This is a genomic window from Streptomyces sp. NPDC005761, assembly GCF_040630635.1.
GTDB lineage: Bacteria > Actinomycetota > Actinomycetes > Streptomycetales > Streptomycetaceae > Streptomyces.
This window is the reverse complement of sequence record NZ_JBEXXX010000003.1, coordinates 31810-51274: the sequence shown is the minus strand read 5'-3', so window position 1 is coordinate 51274 and position 19465 is coordinate 31810. Positions and strand designations below refer to the sequence as shown.

Here is a 19465-nt window from a genome sequence, read left to right as displayed (position 1 = left end):
GCCGACAGGACGCGGCGAGAGGCCGGCCCGTGGTGAGGCGGCGCAGGCGGGCCGGGCGGCCCCCCGATGCACAGCCCGACGTCTCCGTGACCGATACCGGCGACCCGACGGCCGGGGCCGACGGGAAAGCGGTGACCGGTTACCGCGGACCGGCACGGGCGTCCTCGGGAGCAGCCGCCGCTCCCGTACACGTGTCGGGGACCGGTGACGCGGTCGCCGCAACCGGCGGCCTGGCCAACAGCGGGTACATCCACGAGCTGAACGTCAGCACGCTCACGATGGTGGTGCAGCACGGCCCTCGTGAACCCGCCGCGTGGCCGCACCAGGTCGGCCTGGTCCCCCCGCGGGCGCTCTCCTTCCAGCCCCGGACCGAGCTGGAGCGTCTGAAGGAGGCGGTCGCGGGCGGGGGTACGGCCGTGCTCACCGGCATGGGCGGTGTGGGAAAGACCCAACTCGCCGCCGACTACGCGCACACCACCTGGACGGGCGGCCGTCTGGACGTGCTGGTGTGGATCTCGGCGAGCAGCCGTTCGGCAGTGGTGACGGGATACGCACAGGCCGGCGTCGAACTGTGCCGGGCCGACGCCTCGGACCCAGAGCAAGCCGCGAGGACGTTCCTGGCCTGGCTCAACCCCAAGGGCGGCGCTGCCCCGTGCCGATGGCTCATCGTCCTGGACGACGTGTCCGATCCCGCGGATCTGCGCGGCTTGTGGCCGCCGGCGAGCCCGTACGGCCAGGGCCTCGCCACCACCAGGCGCCGAGAGGCGGCTCTGGTGGGGCACGGCCGCCGCCGGGTCGAAGTCGGCCTGTTCACCGAGGCGGACGCGGTCGCCCACCTCGCCGCGTCACTGGCGGCACACGACCGCCATGAGCCGCCCGACCTGCTCGCCGCGCTGGCCGCGGATCTCGGGCACCTGCCTCTCGCCCTCTCCCAGGCCACGGCCTACCTGGTCGACGCAGGACTCGACTGCGGTACCTACCGCCGCCTGCTGACCGACCGGGCGCGGACACTGACCCAGTTGATGCCCGGGACGGGCGCGCTGCCCGACGACCAGGAGGTCGCACTGTCCGCGTCGTGGTCCCTGTCCATCGAGCGCGCCGACCGGCTCGAACCCGTCGGACTCGCACGCCCCATCCTCCAGCTCGCGGCCGTGCTCGACCCCAACGGCGTGCCGGACGGGGTATTCGGCAGTCTGCCCGCTCTCGCTCATCTCGCGGCACACCGCGCCGACGGGGTCGACGGGCCCGCGCCTCGGATCCGGCCGGAGGACGCGGGCCTCGCGCTCCGGGTCCTGCACAGGCTCAGCCTGATCAAGCACACCCCGGCCACCGCGAACCAAGCGGTGCGCGTCCATCAGCTCATCCAGCGGGCCACCCGCGAGAGCCTGCCCCAGGACCGGCACGACGATCTGGCCCGCACCGCGGGCGACGCCCTGGTCGCCGTCTGGCCCGACGTGGAGCGCGACAGCGCCCACGCACAGGTCCTGCGGGCCAATGCCGACGCCCTCCATGCGTACGCGCCCGACCCGCTCTGGGGGCCCAGGGCGCATCCGGTGCTCTTCCGGGCAGGAAGGAGCCTGGGCGAGGCCGGGCACCTCGACGCCGCCGACGCCCACTGGCGTGCCCTCCACGCCACCGCCCACCACTCGCTGGGACCGGATCATCCGGACACCCTCACCACCCGGCACTACCTGGCGTACTGGAGGGGAGAGGCGGGGGACGCCACCGGGGCGGCCGCCGCCTTCGCCGACCTGCTGGCAGACCGGCAGCGAGTCCTCGGCCCCGATCACCCCGACACCCTCAACGCCCGGGCCAACCTCGCCTATCAGCGCGGCGAGGCGGGGGGTGCCGCAGAGGCCGCCGCCGCCTTCGCCGAGTTGCTGGAGGACCGCCGGCGGGTCCTCGGCCCGGATCACCCCGACACCCTCGTCACGCGGGGCGACGTCGCCGGGTGGCGAGGGATGGCGGGCGATGTCGACGGGGCCGTCACCGCCTTCGCCGCGCTGCTGGACGACCGGCGGCGCGTCCTGGGCCCCGACCACCCCCACACCCTCAACACCCGCGGGAACCTGGCCTACTGGCGGGGTGAGGCGGGGGACGCCGCCGGCGCCCTGAGCGCGTACACCGAACTGCTGGAGGACCGGCTTCGCGTCCTCGGGCCCGACCACCCCCACACCCTCACCAGTCGGCACAACGTCGCCCGGTGGCACGGGGAAACGGGTGACGCCACGCGGGCCACCGAGGAATTCGCCGAGCTGTTGAAGGACCGGCTGCGGATTCTGGGCCCGGACCACCCTCGCACCTTCGGAACCAGGTCGAACCTCGCCCGATGGCAGGGCGAGGCCGGGGACGCGGAGGGCGCCGCCCATGCGTTCGCCGACCTGCTGACCGACGTGCTGCGCGTCCTGGGCTCCGAGCACCCGGAGACCCTCAGGACTCGCTCCTCGCTCGCCCGATGGCAGAGCTGACCGCAAGCCCTCTCTCGCCCGGCCCGGAATCGGGCCGGGGCCGCGCAGAAGGCCGCGCGCTCCTCCCTTCCGTCGCTGTCGCCTATTTCCCTTCCGACCGCGGCTGGAACATCGCGTCGTCGTAATCCGGGAAGATGAGAGGCATGTTCCGGCGGAAGTCGGCGACTTCGGCACTGTCCTCATATCCGGCGCACAGCGTTTTCGGCCAGTACCAGTACCCGCGTGAAGCGATCAGGAGGTCAACGTACTCACCGAAGGTGCGGTTCATGGAGGTCAGCTCTTCGCCGAAGTAGTGATAGCTGAGCTTCTCCTCGAAGACGCCACCGTCTCCCCGCTCGAATGCCACACACGCTTCCGGGGTGAAGAAATCGAAGGGCACCACAGGGCGGAATTCCTGCTCACCCGTCGGGAACCAGGTCACCCCGCTCCAGTCTCCGAGCACTCTGTCGATGGGCAGGATATCGACCACACCGTGATCCGAGCTGTCCCCTTGCTGGATTTCCGGAACGGTGCACCGCCAGTCGAGCCTGAAGGAGCCCACCTGTCGGTAGAACTCCTCCACTCCGTCGGGAAGCCGGCTCCCCGACTCCTCGATGATGCGGGAGATCCGGTCGGACGGAAGGGGCTCGGTCAGTGCGTGATCAAGTAGCTCGACCCGGGGGTTCTCGCGGAGTTCGGCGATCAGCGAGTCGAGTCGGTGCCTTGCGTTGCTCATGTGTGTGTCCTCCGTCGCGTCGCCCGTCGGATCCGCCGGTTGAAGGTGCTACATGTTGTTGTTCTCGATCTCCCACGCGTCCCCGCCCACTTCCTTTCCCTTGGCGTCGTACAAGGTGTATTCCGCCCTGATCATCCCGGGAAGGCCGAATCGATAGATGCTGTCGAACGCTATGGCTTCCGGAGATCCGGGCGTCATTTTCATGTCAGCCGATGTGGGGTGGGAACTGAAGTCCGCCGTCACGTGATAGCGGGCAGTGTAGCCCGACTGGAGAATGGCCCCCTTGAGACCTTTCTCGACCTTCGCGTGGTGCTGGCTGTTGGCCTGCCTGACGAGCGGGGTCAAATTCTCCAGATTCTTTCCTGAGCCACCCAGGTTGTGGTTCAGGAGATGCCCTTGCACCATGTAGTTCTTGAACCAGTCCCCGATCGGGGTCCCACTCGGCGGCCACCAAGCGGGTTGCACCGTGGGCGCCTGTCCCGTGCCGAGCTGGCCCGCGAAGAGCTCCCCCTTCATCTCTATCCCCACGTTGCCCGCCGTGCCGTTGACCGTCACGGAATGGGCACCCTGCGGATAGTCGACCCGCTGGTTGTAGCCCGCAAGCGGGGCACGCTGCACGACCGGCAGTCGTACACGCTGGAGGGTGGCGCCCGGGGACACGGAACGCTGGGCGGTGAGGTCCTCACGCCGGCCAGGTGCGGGTGCCCGCATGACCCGGGTCGCGTTGGCTTCCGCTTCCCGTTCGAACCGGTCGGAGGGGTCGGAGACGCTCAGTCCGGAGCCGTTGTCGGTTCCGGCGACAGGGCCTCGACGCTGCTGGATGACGTGGGTGAGCTCGTGGGCCAGCGTGTGCTTGTCCGCTCCTCCGGCGCCGATGACGACATGGTGGCCGGAGGTGTAGGCGCGGGCACCGACCTCGGCGGCCGAAGCCCTGGCGGCAGCGTCGTTGTGGATGCGGACATCGGAGAAGTCCGCCCCGAGCCGGGACTCCATGTCGGTGCGGACGGCACTGTCCAGCGGCCGGCCGGTCGAGCGCAGCACGTCCCTCACGGCCGAACGCTGCACCGACGGCCGCTCCGCCTCCTCGTGGCCGCAAGCGGCCCCGTGCCTGTGCCGGTCCTGGGCGGGCGGGTGGCCGGCAGCGCGCAGCATCTGGACGACGGCCGCGTTCCCGATCGTCCCCTGCAGGGCGAGCCGCCCGGCGACCGGCCCACCGGCCGCGGCCGCGGGCTTGCGCGCCTGAGCGGAACCGTGAGCCGCACCGGTCTTCTCAGCACCGTCCTGGCTGCGCATGGAGACCTCTTCCTGCTAGGAGAATGACCCTTCCTGCATATCCCGGTGCGCGGCTCCGTTACCAGGCCCCGCAGGGCACAGTTGGTTGGCCCGGGCGCGCGGCTCAGCCGTTCGCGGCGTGGCCCGGGAAGGCGGTCCACGCGGCGGTAAAGGCGAAGGCGCGGCCGTCGCGTGAGCCAGGACTCCGGACCGCCAGGTGCGAAGTGCTTCGGGCCGGCGGCCCGCGGCCGTCGGACGAGCTCCGGTTCCTCACCGGAGCATCCCTGCCGACTAGCCTCGGGGCGACCGAGGGTGGAGGCAGGCATTGGCGGATGACCATTTGATCGAGGCGGTGTGCGCTGGTCGCGCGACCACCGTGCAGCAAGCTCTGTGGGCGGGCGCCGACCCCGAGACGACGGACGCCGATGGCGTGCCCGCGCTGTGCCTGGCCGTCGACGCGTTCGACGAAGCCGTCGCGGTTGCCCTGCTGGACGCCGGTGCCGATCCGCTCCGGTCGCTGCCCGACGGAGGCACACCGTTGCTGCGGGCCGTCGCCTCCGGCAACGCCGAACTGACCGCCGCCATGCTCACTCCCGCCTCGAACCGGCTCACGGCGGAGGAGCGGACGGATCTCCTGGCCTGTGCTCGGCACTGGTACGAGACCGGCGCCGAAGACGGACTCCGCCTCATGACCGGTGCGACGGGTCCGGTCGACAGGCGCAGGGTCTCCGAACTGCACGGCATCAGCGAATACGACGTACTCACGCTCGGTGGGATGAGCGTCTGCGACGCCCATCCGGCCGTGCTCACCCGACTGGAAGCGGCGTTCGGATTGCGTCCGTCGGTCGACGACCTGCTCACCCGGGCACTCGCCGACACCGACGAGAACCACGCCAACTGGGCGCAGGCGACGATCGTGCTCGCCCAGCGATCCGACGCGGAGACCTGGGAGGCAGCCCTGGCGCTGCGCTCCGACCCTGACCCACGGCGCCGGCTGTTCGCTGCGGACCTCGTACGGGACTTCGTCCTCGTCGACCAACACGCCGGCGCCGACTCGGAGGCATGCCCCTGGGAGCGGCGAGCCCTGGACGTCCTCCTGTCGTGGGTCGTCGAGGAGACGGACCCGGCTGTGCTCGCGTCGGTGCTGAGCGGGCTGAACCTCCTCGACGACCCGAGGGTCGAGGAGGTGGGGCTGGCCCACCGCGCGCACCCGGATGCGAGAGTGCGCGTCCAGGTGCCCTCGACGCTGTTCAGAACGCGCAACGCCTTCACGCACCCCGAGGCTTTGCAGGTGCTCGCCGCGCTGGCCCGCGACCCCGACGCCCGCGTCCGCGGGGTCGTGTGCGAGCTCCTCCATCTGTTCGAGGGTCGCGGCCCCGCTGTCCGCGACATCCTGGCGGGATTCCTGGACGAGGACGACCAGTTGGTACGCGTCAAGGCCGTCTATGGACTCGCCGAGGCCGACGACCCCCGCTGCCTGGAGGGCGCCCGCCTGATCGGGCCGGTCGATCGGACGGACGGGGCGGACACCTGGCTACTGGAGGCGGCGTCGCGCTACGAGCAGCGCCACGCCGGCTGAACCTCACGTCCGCTTGAAGTACTCGACCTCCCCGACGGCGATCGGCCCTCCGGCCTCCTGTCCGGCTGCTTCCCGCACGACGAGCCGGACGGAGACGACATCGCTGATGCCCATCCGTACGGACTGCTCGCCGGGCTTGTCCGTGAGCGTCATCGTCTTCTCGTGCTCCGTCCCGTCCTTCGTCCTGATGACGAGGTCGGCCTTGGTCGCCCTCGCACCCGTCCGGAACACCTCGGGCTTCGTCGACACCCCGGTGTACACCGTGACGCCGACCAGCCGGAACGGCGTGTCGAATTCGGCGGTCAACGAGGCGCCGACCTTCGGGGCGCCCCAGTAGCTGTTCGTCACCCCGTCCGTGGCCGACTTCGCCGGGTGGCCGGGGGCGGAGGCGCTCGCCGTGGCGTCGGAGGGGCTGATCTCCCCCGTGCCGCCGAGCTTGTCCCGTACGTCCTCGACGACGTACCGCCCTGCCGGTACGAGCAGGAAGCCCGCGACCAGCAGGCCGGCGATCAGCAGGGCCAGCACGCTCCCCCGCAGCAGCCGCCCCGACCCTGCCCGCACCTTGCGGGCGAAGGGCCAGCGCGTACGCCACCAGGGCAGCGCCTCAGCCCGCTCACCCGGGTCCAGCGGCGCCGCGCAGCTGCGGCAGAACCTGCGGCCCGGCCGGTTGGAGGCCCCGCACTTCGGGCAGGGCGTGCCGTCCGGCTCGTCGACCGCCGCCACCGGCCTGACGACAGGGCGTGCGGCGATCGGTACGCCGGGCTGTACGGCCCCCACGGGCTCGTCCTCCACCGGCCGCACCGGCCGCACCGCGCCGGGCGGTGCCGGGCGTACGGGGGCGGGCGGCGCCGGGCGCACCGGGGCGGGCGGCGCCGGTGGTACGGGGGTGGGCTCGGGCGGGCGCGCGGGCGTGGGCTCGGGCGCGGCCGCGGGCGTCGGAGGGCTCGGCGGGTCCTCCGCGACCGGTGCGGGCGGGGGCGCGGCGACCGGGGCCGGGGGAGGCGGCGGTGTCGGAGCGGGGCGTGGGGCCGGAACCGGGGGCGCGTCGTCGCCGCCGGGCTCCCCCTCCTCCACCCTGGGCGCCGGATCCTCAACCTCCGTTAGAGGTACCGGTGTTCGGGCTCGACGGGAGGACCTGCCGAGGTACGTACCGCAGCTCCCGCAGAAGTCCTCGTCCTCTTCGTTGGCGGCTCCGCACGCCGGGCACGAGCGCGTCACGTCAGTCTCCTGTCTCGTCCGGGGCGGCCGGCAGGATCTCCACCCGGCAGGTGAGGTGTGCGGGGCACGATGCCCGGGCCACGGCCAGGACGCGGGCCGCGTCCAGCGGCCTTCCGGCCGGAGCCCGGACCCGTATCAGCAGTTCTCCGGTCTGTGCGGGAGGGAGCTGTCCTCCCGGCTCCGACGACCAGGCGGCTCCGCCGCCGTCGTGGACGTGGGCCTCCACGCCGAAGCAGAGCCGGAGGTGTTCGGTGAGGCCGCGGCGCGTTCCGCGCCACCGGTGGAGCTCGACGGCGCGGGCGACGACGGCCCGGCGCAGCTCCACCGGCCACGCCGGGTCGACGTCCGCCCCGACCCACGACGACAGCCAGGGCAGGAAGTCGTCCGGGGTCAGTGCCGGGTCGAAGTAGGCCGGGAGGTTGTCGAGGGTGGACAGGACGGGCGCCAGGACGGTGTCGAGGCCCGCGGTGAAGCGCTGGGCGAGGTCGTCGTCCGCGTACAGGGCGGGCAGCAGTCCGCCGATCGGATAGCGGCTGGGGAGCCCGGGAACCGAGGCCCTGGTCATGAGGGATCACCGGCCCCGGCCGCGGTGACGACCACCTGGTGCTGGTGCGAGAAGACGAGGGCGTTCGCGGCGACGTCGATCCGGTCCGCCGCCGCTCCCCGGCGGCCCGTGAGCGGATCGGCGGGGAACAGCCGTACCTCGTCGACCAGGCGGACTCCGCGCACGGCCTGCAGCACGGCGAAGACCTCGCCGTACTGGACCGGCCTGCCGAAGGGCCAGCCGGTCCGGTCCGCGCCGCCCCGCAAGGGGTCGATGTGGCGGAACAGCGCGTCCAGCGCCTCGGCTCGGACGCGGTCCATGTCTCCCTCGGCCGCCACCAGTTCGGCGACCACGGTGACTCCCTGGTAGGCGGGCGGTTCCACGATCAGCCGGGTGCCGACCAGTCGTCGTTCGTCGAGCCGCTCGGCGACCGTCGCCAGCACGGAGTCCGGCGGGATCAGTTGCTCGAACCGCAGCCGGCCTCCCTCGTCGGGCACCGCGTCGGGCACCACGAGGACCCGCACCGCACCGCCCTCGCCCTCGACGGCGGGCAGGCAGCGGACCCGGCGCAGCGAGCGCGCGGCCTCGCGGGCGATGACCTCGTAGTCCTCGGCCGTGACCGCCCGCTCCTGGACGCGGAGGATGTGGGGCGCGCGCACCTTGGCGTTCTCGACGCTCTCGCCGTCGACCCCTCCGCGGGCCGCCTCGCGGTTGTCGACGCCGGCGACGTACGGCACCGAGCTGCGCAGGACACGGATGGCGCCGCGCGCCACGTTCCCGGCGGCCCCGCCGCCCGTCCGGTAGCGGGGGACCCGGAGTTGGGCGCCCTTCGGGGGCACAGCCCCGTAGGCGCGCATCGTGCCGTCCGCCTCGCGTACCTCCGGCGGGAAGGCGAACTCGCCGGTGACGGCGTCGATCCGCACGTGCCGGTCGCCCGGGGACGAGGCGCCGAAGTGCTCCACGGGCGTCCAGACCTGCCAGCCCTCGGCTGAGGACACCTGGACGACGGGCGGGTCCCCGTCCAGCAGGAGCGGCACCTTGCGTACGGAGAACCGCTGTCCGGCGACCCCTTCGGAGGTGCCGAGCGGTACGTCGAGGACGGTCTCCGCGTGTTCGACGCCGGTGGTGCCGCCGACGGTGAACACCTCGGCCTCCCGGATCGTCGGGGACTCCGAGTAGAAGGGCTGTCCCGGTTCGGGTGCGGTGACCCGGCAGCGCAGCCAGCCGGCCCGCACTCCGGCGGTCACCGAGGCCGTGTGCCCGGCGGGCACGAACACGGTGATCTCGCCCGGCTTGTTGAGCCCTCCGGTGCTGTCGGTCCCCGTCAGGCAGGGCACCCAGCGGGCGCCGTCCCATGCCTCCCACACCAGCGGCGGTTGCCGGGGGTCGACGCCGACGCCCTCCACCCGGCTGTCGAGGCGTACGGCGACGATGCACCGGGGTACGGCGGTGGGCAGCCCGAACAGCAGGGCGTCGCCCGGCTCCGGCCGGGGCTGGAAGCAGGGGATGTCCTTGCCCGCGCCGAGCGGCGCGGTGCGGTCCGTCTGGTCGCCGGACATGGGGGCGGTGACCAGCCTGATCAGGGAACTCGGCACGATCGCCAGGTCCTCGGCGGTCGAGAAGACGACCGCCTCCTCCGTCTCGCCGCGTGCGGTGGCGACCTCCGTACCGGCCGGGAGCCGCACGGTGTCCGGCTGGGGGGCGGACAGCCAGAAGTCGACGTCGGCGCGGGCGACGGTCGGCGGGAACAGCCGCACGCCGAGCAGGTCGAGGAAGGCGGAGTAGTTCCGGTCGGGCACGCGGTTCAGCCGGTACAGCAACTGGTCGACCATGTACGCGAACGTCTCGATGAGCGTGACGCCGGGGTCCGACACGTTGTGGTCGGTCCACTCGGGAGAGCGCTGCTGAACGTATCGCTTGGCCTCGTCGACGAGTTGCTGGAAGCGGCGGTCGTCCAGATTGGGGGAGGGCAGGGACATCAGGCGGCCCCCGATTCCGGGATCGTGTAGAAGGGGAAGACGAGGTTGCGCAGGTCGTTGGTGGACCGCACGGTGTAGTGCACGTCGATGTACAGGGTTCCCTCGTCGACGGTGTCGAAGGCGACCACCACGTCCCTCACCTCGATGCGTGGTTCCCAGCGCTCCAGCGACGTACGCACCTCGTGCGCGATGCGGCCGGCGGTGGCGCCGTCGCCGGGCGCGAAGACGTAGTCATGGATGCCGCAGCCGAACTCGGGCCGCATCGGCCGCTCCCCCGGCGCGGTGCCGAGCACCAGGCCGATGGCCTCCTCGATCTCCTGGTCCCGTTCGACCATGCCGATGGCGCCTGTGGCGCCGACCCGCAGCGGGAAGCCCCAGCCGCGTCCGATGAATCCGCTCCCGCTCATACCGGGCCTCCGATCAGGACGTTCGGCGCACCCATGATGATCTTGGCGCCGCAGCTGGTGGTGTCCCCCATACGAGCGGCCGGCAGTCCGCCGATCAGGACCATGCCGCCGACCGCGGCGGCCGGGTTCGGCATGACGACGTTGCCCGGTCCGAGCAGGGCGTGCGGCGGCATGGCGCATACGTGCAGGCTGCCGGTGACCGCGGCCGGCCTGCCGCCGATCAGCACGGTGGCGACGGCCACAGCACCCGGTGGCGGGGTGCCGATGACGCCTCCGTGGACGGTGGGATCGCCTGTGCGGGCTGCGGGGGGCATGACTGCTGTTCTCCTTGCTGCATCGGGGCTTCGGGTGACGACGGGGCGGCGCGGGTGTCAGTTGATCCGGATGAGCCTGGCCTTGAGGACGGCGAGCAGTCCGCCGTCGACGGTGACTCCGGTCTTGCCGTTGATGGTCACCGAGGCCCCCTTCACCTCCACGTTCCCCGTACCGGCGTCGAGCGTGATCCCCGACCGTCCGAGGGAGAGGGAGCTCAGCACCCGGGAAGTGCCGCGGGCGAACACCTTCAGCACGATCTCGCCCTTCCGCTCGTCGAGGGTGACCTCCAGCTGCTTGTCGCCGGTGGCCAGCCGCACACCGGACGGGCCGCGCGGGGCGTCGAGCAGCTCGATCCGGTTGCCCGAACGGGACACGAGGGAGCGTCGGTTGACCTTGCCGCTGGTCGGGTCGACCAGCGGCACATCGTGGGGCGACGGCTTGTCGACGCCGTTGTAGAGGCCGCCCAGCACGTAGGGGCTGTCCAGCAGGCCCTGTTCGAAGCCGACCAGCACCTCGTCGTTGACCTCGGGGCTGAACACCCCGCCCCCGCCCTGGCCGCCCCACTGCACCGTACGGACCCAGTCGGAGACGTACGTGTCGTCGAGCCAGGGGAACTTCAGCCGGACCGAGCCGCGTTCGCCCTTTCCCCGGCCCTCGCGGATGTCGGTGACCACTCCGATCGCGAGGCCCGGTATGCGGGGGCCGTGCGGGGAGGTGCCGCCGCCGGTGAGACCGGAGAGCGAACGGTCGGGGGAGGTGCTGACCAGCACGGTCGTACGGTAGCCGCCGTGCGGGTCGAGGACGTGGTGGGCCGCCGTCGCCGTGTAGCGACCGGCGAACGCCGGGCCGACGTTGCCGAGGGCGACCGGTTCACCGGCCCGCAGCCGGGGATTGCCCTCGGCGACCGCCTCGATCTCCCCGAAGCCCGAGCTGACCTGTGCGGCCACCGCTCCGGCGACCGCTCCGGCCTCGGCCTGGGTCCGGTACGGGGTGTCGGCGACCGTCATCCGGGCGTTCCGGCCGAACGCCCCTGCCGCGGCGGACGGGCTCATCCCGGGGACCACCGTGGTACTGCGGATGGACTGTTCGCGTGCCACCAGCCGGGTCTTGGTCTCCACGTCCCAGCCGCGCACCTCGACGCTGTCCGCCCCGTCCGCGCCGGTCAGTACGGCTCGCAGGGCCAGCAGGTTGCGCCCGTACTCCAGCACCATGGGATGCCGGGTGGCGGAGGTGGTGGGGGCGGGCGCCGAGGCGGCGGGCTTCGGTTTCACGAACTGCAGCAGGCCCCTCTCGTCCACCCGCACGTGCGCGCCGCTCTCGCCCGCGAGGTACTGGAGGAAGTCCCAGTCCGAGATGTTGGGCTGGGTGAGCTGCTTGTACATGACGGGGGCAGCCTCGACCTTCCCGCAGGTGAGCCCGGCCCCGGCGGCGACCTTCCGGACGATGTCGGCGGCCTTCATGTTCCGGAAGGCCACCACCTTCCGCCCGCGCTGGAGCCGGTGCGCCTTGGAGAAGGCCCGGACGACGGTGAAGGACCCGGTGGTGTCGCTGTCGAGTTCGAGCGCGGTGACCTCACCGGTGAACAGCCGCTCCTTCGCCTGCTCCTGGACGGTGACCACGGAGATCTTCAGCGGGGTGCCGATGGTGATCCCGGTCGCGGTGAGCAAGGTGTGGTACGGGTCCCGGTAGGTCAGTACGGCGGTGTCCGGCAGGCCGACGTTCTCGTCGACCGCGCAGCTCACCAGCTGGGACGCCCAGGCCCGGGGGAGCTCGGCGGGGGCCTCGACGATCGGGTCGGCGGCGAAGGAACGGGCGGGCGCGGTCACCGGGCGACCTCCGAGGCGTCGTCTTCCAGCGCGGGCACGAGGAGTTCCGTGCCCGGGGCCAGTCGCATGGGGTCGTCGATGTCGTTGGCCTCGGCGATGGTCCGCCACGCCGTGGCGTCACCGTATTCGCGCCAGGCGAGCAACGGCAGGCTGTCCCCGGCGACGACCCGGTGGGTACGGCGTGCCTCCCGCGATCCGGACGTGGGGTTCTGTCCGGCCGGGTCGACGCTCGCCTCCTCGATCGAGAGGGAGCAGGTGGCACGCAGCGGTTTCCCGTCGACGTCGAAGAGCGTGTACGAGACGGAGAGGCTGGAGAGCACCCCGTCGAACGACGTCGTCTTCGACGTCCCCCAGTCGAAGCGCACCCAGGGACTCGACGGCTTCTTGCGGCCCAGGCTGCTCGGAGTGGGCACACAAGCGGTCATCAGCTGCTCCACGGCCTTCTCCACCGAGTTGTCGTGGGTGGCGGTGGCGTCGAGGAAGACGTCGAGGGACAGCGAACGGGGCCCGCTGCCGACGAATTCGGGCAGCGCGGACTCACCGGCCGTCCGGGAGGGGGTACGCCGCCACTCGGTGCTCTTGCTCAGGGAGAGCGTCGCCGGGTTGAACTGCAGGGTGAGCCGGGCGAGGGTGCCGGACGGTTTGGCGCCGACGTCGGCCGGCGGTTCCATGATGGTCAACTGGGCACGGGCACGGCTCGTGCGGGCGGTCGCTGCCATGGTGTCCCTCCTTCCTGCGCGTCGTCCCTGTCATGGGCTCGGGTACGGGTACGGGCTTGGACTCGGATACGGGCTCTGGCGTGCGGGCAGGCCATCAGGACGGCACCAGGCCTTCGTGCGCGATCTCCAGGGTCTCGATCGCCGCCTCGGAACTGGCGGGGTCGAAGGAGGGCCCCTGCCAGCGGACCGGCACGATGCCCTGGATCTGCCAGCTGATGATCCGGCTGAGGTCCGGGCGGAGCGCGACGATCTCGCCGTCCTTGCGTTCCACCCGCTGCGTCGTCTCGTTCAGCCATCGCGCGATCTTCAGGGTGTCGGCGGTGACGGGACGGGTCAGCGTGATGTTGGTCCACGTGATCCGCCCGGGCAGCTGCCAGGTGAAGCCGTTGTTGCCGCCCTCGGCGTACTGCTCCAGCTCCACCTCGGCACCCAGACCCGAGCAGGTGTGGAACTGACCCAAGTCGCTTCCTCCGATGGCGAGTTTGAAGAACACACTCGTCGCGAAGATGTTGTCCGTCATGTGCTTCTCTTCTTCTCTGCTGTCCGTGGGCGGCGGGGCGGGCGGGGAGCGGGGTTCAGCGGCGGCCGTCGTACGGCCGTCCGGAGCGTTCCCGTCCTCTGCGCAGGTCCGCCCGGATCAGCCTGCTGACCGGGTCGAGCAGGCGACGGGCCAGCTCCTCGATGTCCAGACCGTTGACCTCGTTCGCCCGCGGAGCACCGGCGGTGTCCGCTGCGGTGGGAACGGGTGCCGAGGCGGACCGGCCCGGCTGGCCGGACCGGGCGGATTTCCCGGACTTGGCGGACTTGGGCTGGACCACGCGGACGGGGACCCCGGAGAGCCCCGCCTCTTCCACGGCCCGCTGGAGTGCCTGATCGCGGGTGGCGGGGGCGGGGGTCCGGGGCGTGGGGCTTCCCGGGCCGCCGCCTTGCCGGTCGCCGCCGAGGCGTGCCGGTGCGGGGTGTGACGCGCGCACGGTGAGGGGCTGCGGTACGCCGGAGGGGGCGCCGGGCTCGGGCGCCGGTCCGGTGGCGGGTGCGCCGGTCTCGGGCACTACCGGCATCGACAGGCGCTGCACGGGCACGGCGACACCCCCGGGCCGGGGCGACCCGGGCGGGTGCGGGCGCACCACCGGGACGGGCGGGGCGGACTCCGTCACGCCGCGGGCCGGCTCGGGGGTGCGGGCGGTGGGAGCTGTGAGGGCAGGGCGAGTCGTGGGGGCGCTGGGACGCGTGGCCGGTGCCCGGCCGGACGGGGCGTTACCGGCCGCGGGTCGTGCGGAGGGGTGCGGTGCAGAGGGGTGCGGCACGGAGGGGGCGGCAGCGCGCGCCGAACGCTGGACCAGCCGTGCGAGGGAGCGGACGGAGGGCGTTCGGGTGGCCGGGGTGCCCCCGGACGCCGTGTCGGTCTGCCGGAGGCCGGGCGGAGGAGGAGGGCCGGCCGGACCGGGGCCGGGCGGGACGGAACCGGGCGTCACGGACCGTCGAACGGTGGCGTCGTACGCCGGTCGCTGCGGTCCCGCATGCGGCCGTGCTTGCGGCAGTCCTTCCGGCGCTGCTGCCGACGCCGCTTTCCGCCCTGCTCTCCGTCCCACCTTCGGGGCGACGACTGAGGTCCGGCGTGCCGGGGCCGGCGTGGCGGAGGGGTGGGCCGGGGCGTCCTGCCGCTCTGCCGGGCGCGCGTCACCGGCGTCCGGCGGGCGGACGTCCCGTCGCCAGGTCGCCGCCACGACGGGCCGTGCGGTGGTGGTCGACACCGGCGCCGAGAAGCCCTCGGCCGCCCCGGTGCGTACGGTCGGCGTCCGCCCCGCGAGCAGGCCGCGCGATCGCTGGACCGTCATCGGCGCAGGACCGGTTGCCGTTGCTCCCGTGACCGGCGCGATCGGCTGTCCGTGAAGCCCGCGCGGGGCGATCTTTCGGACGCGTACCGGAGCGGGCGGAGTGGCCGGGGCCGGAGAGGGAGCGGCAACCGTGCTCGTGGGCGGGCGGCCGGTGTCCGCGGCGCGCTGGACGGCTGCGGGCGGCGCGGCGGCGGACGTGCCCCCTGCGCCGGGCCGTTCGGCCGCCGCAGAGCGCAGCGGCATGCCGGAGGGCGCGGAGGACGAAGGGGCGGGCGCGGACGTCGACGGCTGCCCCGCAGACGGGCCGCCCGGCAGCGGGCCCGTGGTTCCGGGCCGCGTCCGACGGGAGTCGCCCAGCAGCGGGGCGTCGTGCGCGGTGCCCGCGGTCGGCGGGAGCGAGGAGAGGGGCGCGCCGAGGCCGCCCCGGGTACGGGCTTGCGAGCCCGGGCCGCCACCGGGGCCGGGGGTGGTCGGCCGGTGCGCAGACGGTGCGGCAGAAGGTGCAGGTGCCGGGGCGGGTGCGGTCGTCCGTGCCGGTGCGGTCTGCACGGGTGTCGGGGCCGCCCCGGGCGCCGGGCGCTGTCGCTCCGCCGCCTGCTGCCCCCTCGCGTGCCGTTCCGACGGCTGCCGGCTCTGCTGCCGTGCCGCCGGACCTAGCCCCGGGACCTCTTCCGGGCCGTGGCCGTGGCTTCGGGCCCCCGGTCCCTGTTCCGTCTGTCGCTGCACCACGGGCAGTGCCGGGTCCTGCGGCGCGGCCGGCCCGGAGGAAGCGCCCCCGTCCCGGCCGGACGGGCTGAAGAGAGCAGCCCCCGAGGGCAGTTCACGCAGGGGCCTGCCCAGGGCAGGACGTACGGGAGGCGCGGCGGTCGGGCCCGCGGGTCGCTCCGGCGCGACGACGGGCAGACGCTCCCCGGACGCCACACGGCCGGTGTCCACACGACCGGACTCCGCCCGGCCGGGCGCGGCCGACGGCCCGACCTGCGTGGCCGCCGCAGGCGTGCCGGTCGGCACGACAGCGGCGAGGTTCCGCAGGGGCGACACCGGCCGGCGAGCGACGATCAGGGGCGGCGCGGTGCGTCGGGGGCGGACCGGCGCGGGGCGGGCCTGCGGCGCCGCGGCCCCGGCGGGCCCGGCGTCCGCGGACGTATGGGCGGCGGACGGCCGAGGCCCGGCTGCGGGCGTGTCCGGGCGAACGGCCGCGTCGCCGGAACCGGGCTGCCGGGCCACCGGCCCACGCCCGGCGGTGCTCCGGGTCTGCGTGCTGCCGGCCGACCGCTGAACGGTGGCGGGCGCGCGGCCCGGACCGGCGGATGGCAAGGGCTGGACCGGCCCCGGCTCCTCCTGTCCCTGCGCCCCGGCGGCGCGCAGGAGAAGAGGGGCGCCGGCCGCCATGGGGCGCGCGACGCCCGGCCGCGCGACGCCGTGGATGAGGCCCGCGGGCGCGGAGGGCAGCACCGCGTGGCCGAGCTCGCCTCCGTACGCGACGTTCTGCCACGAGGCGAGCCGGGACCGGAAGCGCAGCCCGTCGCTCACCCCGATCGAGGACCGGGCGACGGTCACGGCAGGAGGCGCGACCCGCCGCCAGCCGCCGTCCCAGTCCGCGTCCGGACGCGCCGGAGGCACGGCCCCCGGTCCGGCCACAGCTTCCGTACCGTCTCCGGTTCCGCCCTCCACCGGCGCCGGGCCGGGCGTGCCGGCCTGCCGCCGGCTCCCCCTGCCGAACCAGTCCCTGAACTCCACGCCCTCACCCGCTCTCGTTGACGCGGGTGTTGATCCGCGCTATCTCCCTCACCCACTCCTGCCGCTCACCATGGGTGAGGTCGAGGATGTCCTCACGCTGCCAGTGGAAGTGGTAGGCGATGTACGCGAGCTCCTCCCGCAGCCGGGCAGGCGCGTACGTCACTATTCCCCCAGGCGTTCACCCGAGAGGTCCACCTCGAACGACCCGTGGCACAGCGGGCAGGTCACCGCGGCGTGGGTGTGGCCCTCGCTGTTGATGCGGCGGTAGAAGTCCTGGAGGAACGCCACGTCGGTGGCGTACATCCGCTCGACGACCCCGGCGTGCACATCGGTGACGGTGCCGAGCCGGGTGATCACCTGGCTGAGCAGCACCACGCTCAGGTACGCGGGGTTCTCCTTGACCCGCAGGTCGATCTGCGGGCGCAACTCGTCCCGCGCCGTGGCGAGCCGCATCGACCCGCTCCGGTGGACCTGGCCCTCGTCGTCGACGTAACCGCGCGGCAGCTCGAACTCGAACTCCGTACGCAGGTCCTGGCGGTCCCGCTCCCGGGCGGGAGGAGGCGTCGCGGCTTCCTCGCGCGGGGCGGGCGCGGCGGCGGCGAGGCTGTCGAGAACCTCGTCGAGGCCGCCGCCGGAAACGGTCCTGCGCCTCATTCGACGACTATCTCCTCGAAGGTGATGGTGACCGTCTCCGTCGCCGCACTGGACTCACCGGCCTTCAGCGAGGGGCCCTCCCACTTGCTGGCCCAGCCCTGCATCAGCTGGATACGGCGGACGGTCTCACCCTTCGAGTCCTTGATCTCGATGGTGAGGTTCTGGCGTGCGGTGTCGACGGCGCCGTTGTTCAGCGTTTCCTTGATCCACTTGGTGAACTCGCTGCTCTTGTCGAGCCCGCGGGTGATCGACACCTCACCGGCCTGGCGCGCGCCGGGCTGCTTGCGGATGATCTGCTTGCCCTCGGCGGTCACCTGGCGGACCTCGACGACTTCCTCCTCGACGGTCAGGCCGCTGATCTCCTGGATCGACTCCACGAGATAGCCACCGAGCTGCACGCCGAAGACGTGGGTGGAAAGAGCATCGCCCTCTGCCATGACTGTGTGTCACCTGTTCCGTTCGTTTGCCTGCTGGGACGCTCCTCGACGAGGACGGGTCACTCGTCGACGAGGCTGGTGCTGTCGGAGAACTGCGACAGGCGGAAGATGACGAACTCCGCGGGCTTCACCGGGGAGACGCCTATCTCGCACACGACCTGGCCGAGGTCGATGGACTCCTGCGGGTTGTTGTCACGGTCGCACTTGACGTAGAACGCCTCCTCCGCCGTCCGGCCGAAGAGCGCGCCCCGGCGCCATTCCTCGGTGAGGAAGGCGGTGACGTTGCGCCGGATGCTCGACCAGAGGCGGTCGTCGTTCGGCTCGAAGACCACCCACTGGGTGCCCAGGAGGATGGACTCCTCCAGGTAGTTGAAGAGGCGGCGCACGTTGAGGTAGCGCCAGGCCGGGTCGGACGAGAGCGTCCGTGCGCCCCAGATGCGGATCCCCCGGCCGGGGAAGGCGCGCACGCAGTTGACGCCGATCGGGTTGAGCAGGTCCTGCTCGCCCTTGCTCAGGCGGAGTTCCAGGTCGAGCGCCCCGCGGATGACCTCGTTGGCCGGAGCCTTGTGCACTCCACGCTCGCCGTCGCTGCGGGCCCAGACGCCGGCGACGTGGCCGCTCGGCGGGATCAGGGCCTGCCGGCCGGTCGCCGGGTCGAGGACCTTGAGCCACGGGTAGTACACGGTCGCGTAGCGCGAGTCGTAGCCGGCGTCGTCGTTGCGCCAGGCGCGGACCCGCTGGGCGTTCATCCCCGGCGGGGTGTCCAGGACGGCGACCCGGTCGCCCATCTGCTCGCAGTGCGCGATGACGGCCAGCTGAACGGCCCTGACGCCCTCGTCGTCGATGTCTCCGCGCCGGTGGGCACTCATCAGGTCCGGGACGGCCACCATGGTGATCTCGTCGATCGCCTCGAGGGCCGCTATGCCCGTACGGGCCGACGCGTCACCCACGTACTCGCTCGGACCCGACCGGGCGGCGCCGCCCGGGTCCGGGGCGGCGGGCGCGAGGGAGAGGCTCTGCTTCTCGGGGCGGATCTGCGCCGCTCCGGGCTGTTCGGTGACCTCGATGAGCTTGGACTGACGGGCCTGGGTGACCAGATAGCCCTTGACGTTCTTGCGTACGGAGGTGTCGTACGTCTCCACCACCTTGCCGCCCTGCCGCACCAGCAGCCGGAACCGGTCCTCCGGCGGGTTCTCGCCCTCGGGGTCGGCGACTTCGACGGAGAGGCCCTCACCGGCGCCCGGCCGGGCGGAGACCAGGAAGCCGCCGATGGCGACGGCCGGGGCCGCCGCGGGCGCGGAGCCCTGCGCCGCGTCCTCGGCCGGGCCGCCGATCCGCACGATGTACGCCGCACCGCCGCCGTTGCTGAAGTACCCGTGGACGGCGAGCGTCAGGTAGGTGTCGGGGGTGAACGTGCCGAAGGCCGATACGTACTGGTCCCAGCTCGTCACCAGCGTCGGCCGGTGGAAGGGCCCGGTCTCCGCGAACCCGACGAAGGCTGCGACCGCGGTGCCGACTCCCTCGATGGGCCGTGCTCCGGACTGCACCTCCTCCACGTATACACCTGGGGTGAGGTACGACGGCATGCTCGCTCCTTCGGGTGGTCAGTCGTTCGCCTGTCCAGTCTTGCCCGGGGATGTCTGCGGACAGTAGGCCTCGGAGTCCCGGCCACGGGGCAGGGCGACTGCCTTCCCGGGCACCCTGGGCGCCCGGCGGGGCCCTTCTCGCCGCCCCGGCCGCCGAACTGACGCCGT

17 protein-coding genes are annotated in these 19465 nt (G+C 72.9%); 2 read left to right on the top strand and 15 right to left on the bottom strand.

The annotated features are described in order from the left end of the window. Positions 1-86: 86 nt before the first annotated feature. On the top strand, positions 87-2468 hold the full coding sequence (locus ABZ434_RS04105) for a tetratricopeptide repeat protein (RefSeq protein ID WP_359131945.1): 2382 nt from the start codon (positions 87-89) through the stop codon (positions 2466-2468). 82 nt (positions 2469-2550) lie between these two features. Here the strand turns inward: ABZ434_RS04105 and ABZ434_RS04100 are convergent, their stop codons facing one another. Next, positions 2551-3183 carry a hypothetical protein gene (locus ABZ434_RS04100; RefSeq protein WP_359131942.1) on the bottom strand — a complete coding sequence of 211 codons (633 nt, stop codon included), beginning with the start codon at positions 3181-3183 and terminating at the stop codon, positions 2551-2553. A 48-nt stretch (positions 3184-3231) separates the two neighbouring features. Continuing rightward, positions 3232-4476 carry a DUF4157 domain-containing protein gene (locus tag ABZ434_RS04095; protein WP_359131940.1) on the bottom strand — a complete coding sequence of 415 codons (1245 nt, stop codon included), beginning with the start codon at positions 4474-4476 and terminating at the stop codon, positions 3232-3234. Positions 4477-4780: 304 nt separating this feature from the next. Here ABZ434_RS04095 and ABZ434_RS04090 point away from each other — a divergent pair, with 304 nt between their 5' ends. Continuing rightward, positions 4781-6034 (top strand): hypothetical protein, encoded by a 1254-nt coding sequence (locus tag ABZ434_RS04090; protein WP_359131939.1) that lies wholly within the window; start codon positions 4781-4783, stop codon positions 6032-6034. Positions 6035-6037: 3 nt separating this feature from the next. Here the strand turns inward: ABZ434_RS04090 and ABZ434_RS04085 are convergent, their stop codons facing one another. From ABZ434_RS04085 to ABZ434_RS04025, 13 genes are all read right to left on the bottom strand, one after another. Continuing rightward, positions 6038-6811 (bottom strand): zinc ribbon domain-containing protein, encoded by a 774-nt coding sequence (locus tag ABZ434_RS04085; RefSeq protein WP_359131938.1) that lies wholly within the window; start codon positions 6809-6811, stop codon positions 6038-6040. Between the two features lie 442 nt (positions 6812-7253). Beyond that, positions 7254-7817: a phage tail protein gene (locus tag ABZ434_RS04080; RefSeq protein ID WP_359131936.1), complete on the bottom strand. Its 564-nt coding sequence runs from the start codon at positions 7815-7817 to the stop codon at positions 7254-7256. Further along, positions 7814-9775, bottom strand: coding sequence for a putative baseplate assembly protein (locus tag ABZ434_RS04075; protein ID WP_359131934.1), 1962 nt, complete (start codon positions 9773-9775; stop codon positions 7814-7816). The genes ABZ434_RS04080 and ABZ434_RS04075 overlap by 4 nt, the downstream gene beginning before the upstream one ends. After that, positions 9775-10182, bottom strand: a complete 408-nt coding sequence (locus tag ABZ434_RS04070) for a GPW/gp25 family protein (protein ID WP_359131932.1) — start codon at positions 10180-10182, stop codon at positions 9775-9777. The genes ABZ434_RS04075 and ABZ434_RS04070 overlap by 1 nt, the downstream gene beginning before the upstream one ends. After that, a complete protein-coding gene (locus tag ABZ434_RS04065; protein WP_359078091.1) occupies positions 10179-10496 on the bottom strand; it encodes a PAAR domain-containing protein in 318 nt (105 codons plus the stop codon). Before ABZ434_RS04065 ends, ABZ434_RS04070 begins: the two co-directional genes overlap by 4 nt. Before the next feature lie 57 nt (positions 10497-10553). After that, positions 10554-12323, bottom strand: a complete 1770-nt coding sequence (locus ABZ434_RS04060) for a VgrG-related protein (protein ID WP_359131931.1) — start codon at positions 12321-12323, stop codon at positions 10554-10556. After that, positions 12320-13042, bottom strand: a complete 723-nt coding sequence (locus ABZ434_RS04055) for a LysM peptidoglycan-binding domain-containing protein (RefSeq protein WP_359131930.1) — start codon at positions 13040-13042, stop codon at positions 12320-12322. The genes ABZ434_RS04060 and ABZ434_RS04055 overlap by 4 nt, the downstream gene beginning before the upstream one ends. A 94-nt stretch (positions 13043-13136) precedes the next feature. After that, complete coding sequence (locus tag ABZ434_RS04050; protein ID WP_359131928.1) at positions 13137-13562, bottom strand: phage tail protein; 426 nt, start codon at positions 13560-13562, stop codon at positions 13137-13139. A gap of 55 nt (positions 13563-13617) precedes the next feature. Next, positions 13618-14124, bottom strand: a complete 507-nt coding sequence (locus ABZ434_RS04045) for a hypothetical protein (RefSeq protein ID WP_359131927.1) — start codon at positions 14122-14124, stop codon at positions 13618-13620. A gap of 2500 nt (positions 14125-16624) precedes the next feature. Beyond that, positions 16625-16783: a DUF6760 family protein gene (locus ABZ434_RS04040; protein WP_359131925.1), complete on the bottom strand. Its 159-nt coding sequence runs from the start codon at positions 16781-16783 to the stop codon at positions 16625-16627. Then, a complete protein-coding gene (locus tag ABZ434_RS04035; protein WP_359131924.1) occupies positions 16783-17274 on the bottom strand; it encodes a hypothetical protein in 492 nt (163 codons plus the stop codon). Before ABZ434_RS04035 ends, ABZ434_RS04040 begins: the two co-directional genes overlap by 1 nt. Continuing rightward, complete coding sequence (locus ABZ434_RS04030; protein ID WP_359131923.1) at positions 17271-17711, bottom strand: phage tail protein; 441 nt, start codon at positions 17709-17711, stop codon at positions 17271-17273. Before ABZ434_RS04030 ends, ABZ434_RS04035 begins: the two co-directional genes overlap by 4 nt. A 59-nt stretch (positions 17712-17770) precedes the next feature. Continuing rightward, positions 17771-19297, bottom strand: a complete 1527-nt coding sequence (locus ABZ434_RS04025) for a phage tail sheath family protein (protein ID WP_359131922.1) — start codon at positions 19295-19297, stop codon at positions 17771-17773. Positions 19298-19465 lie beyond the last annotated feature (168 nt).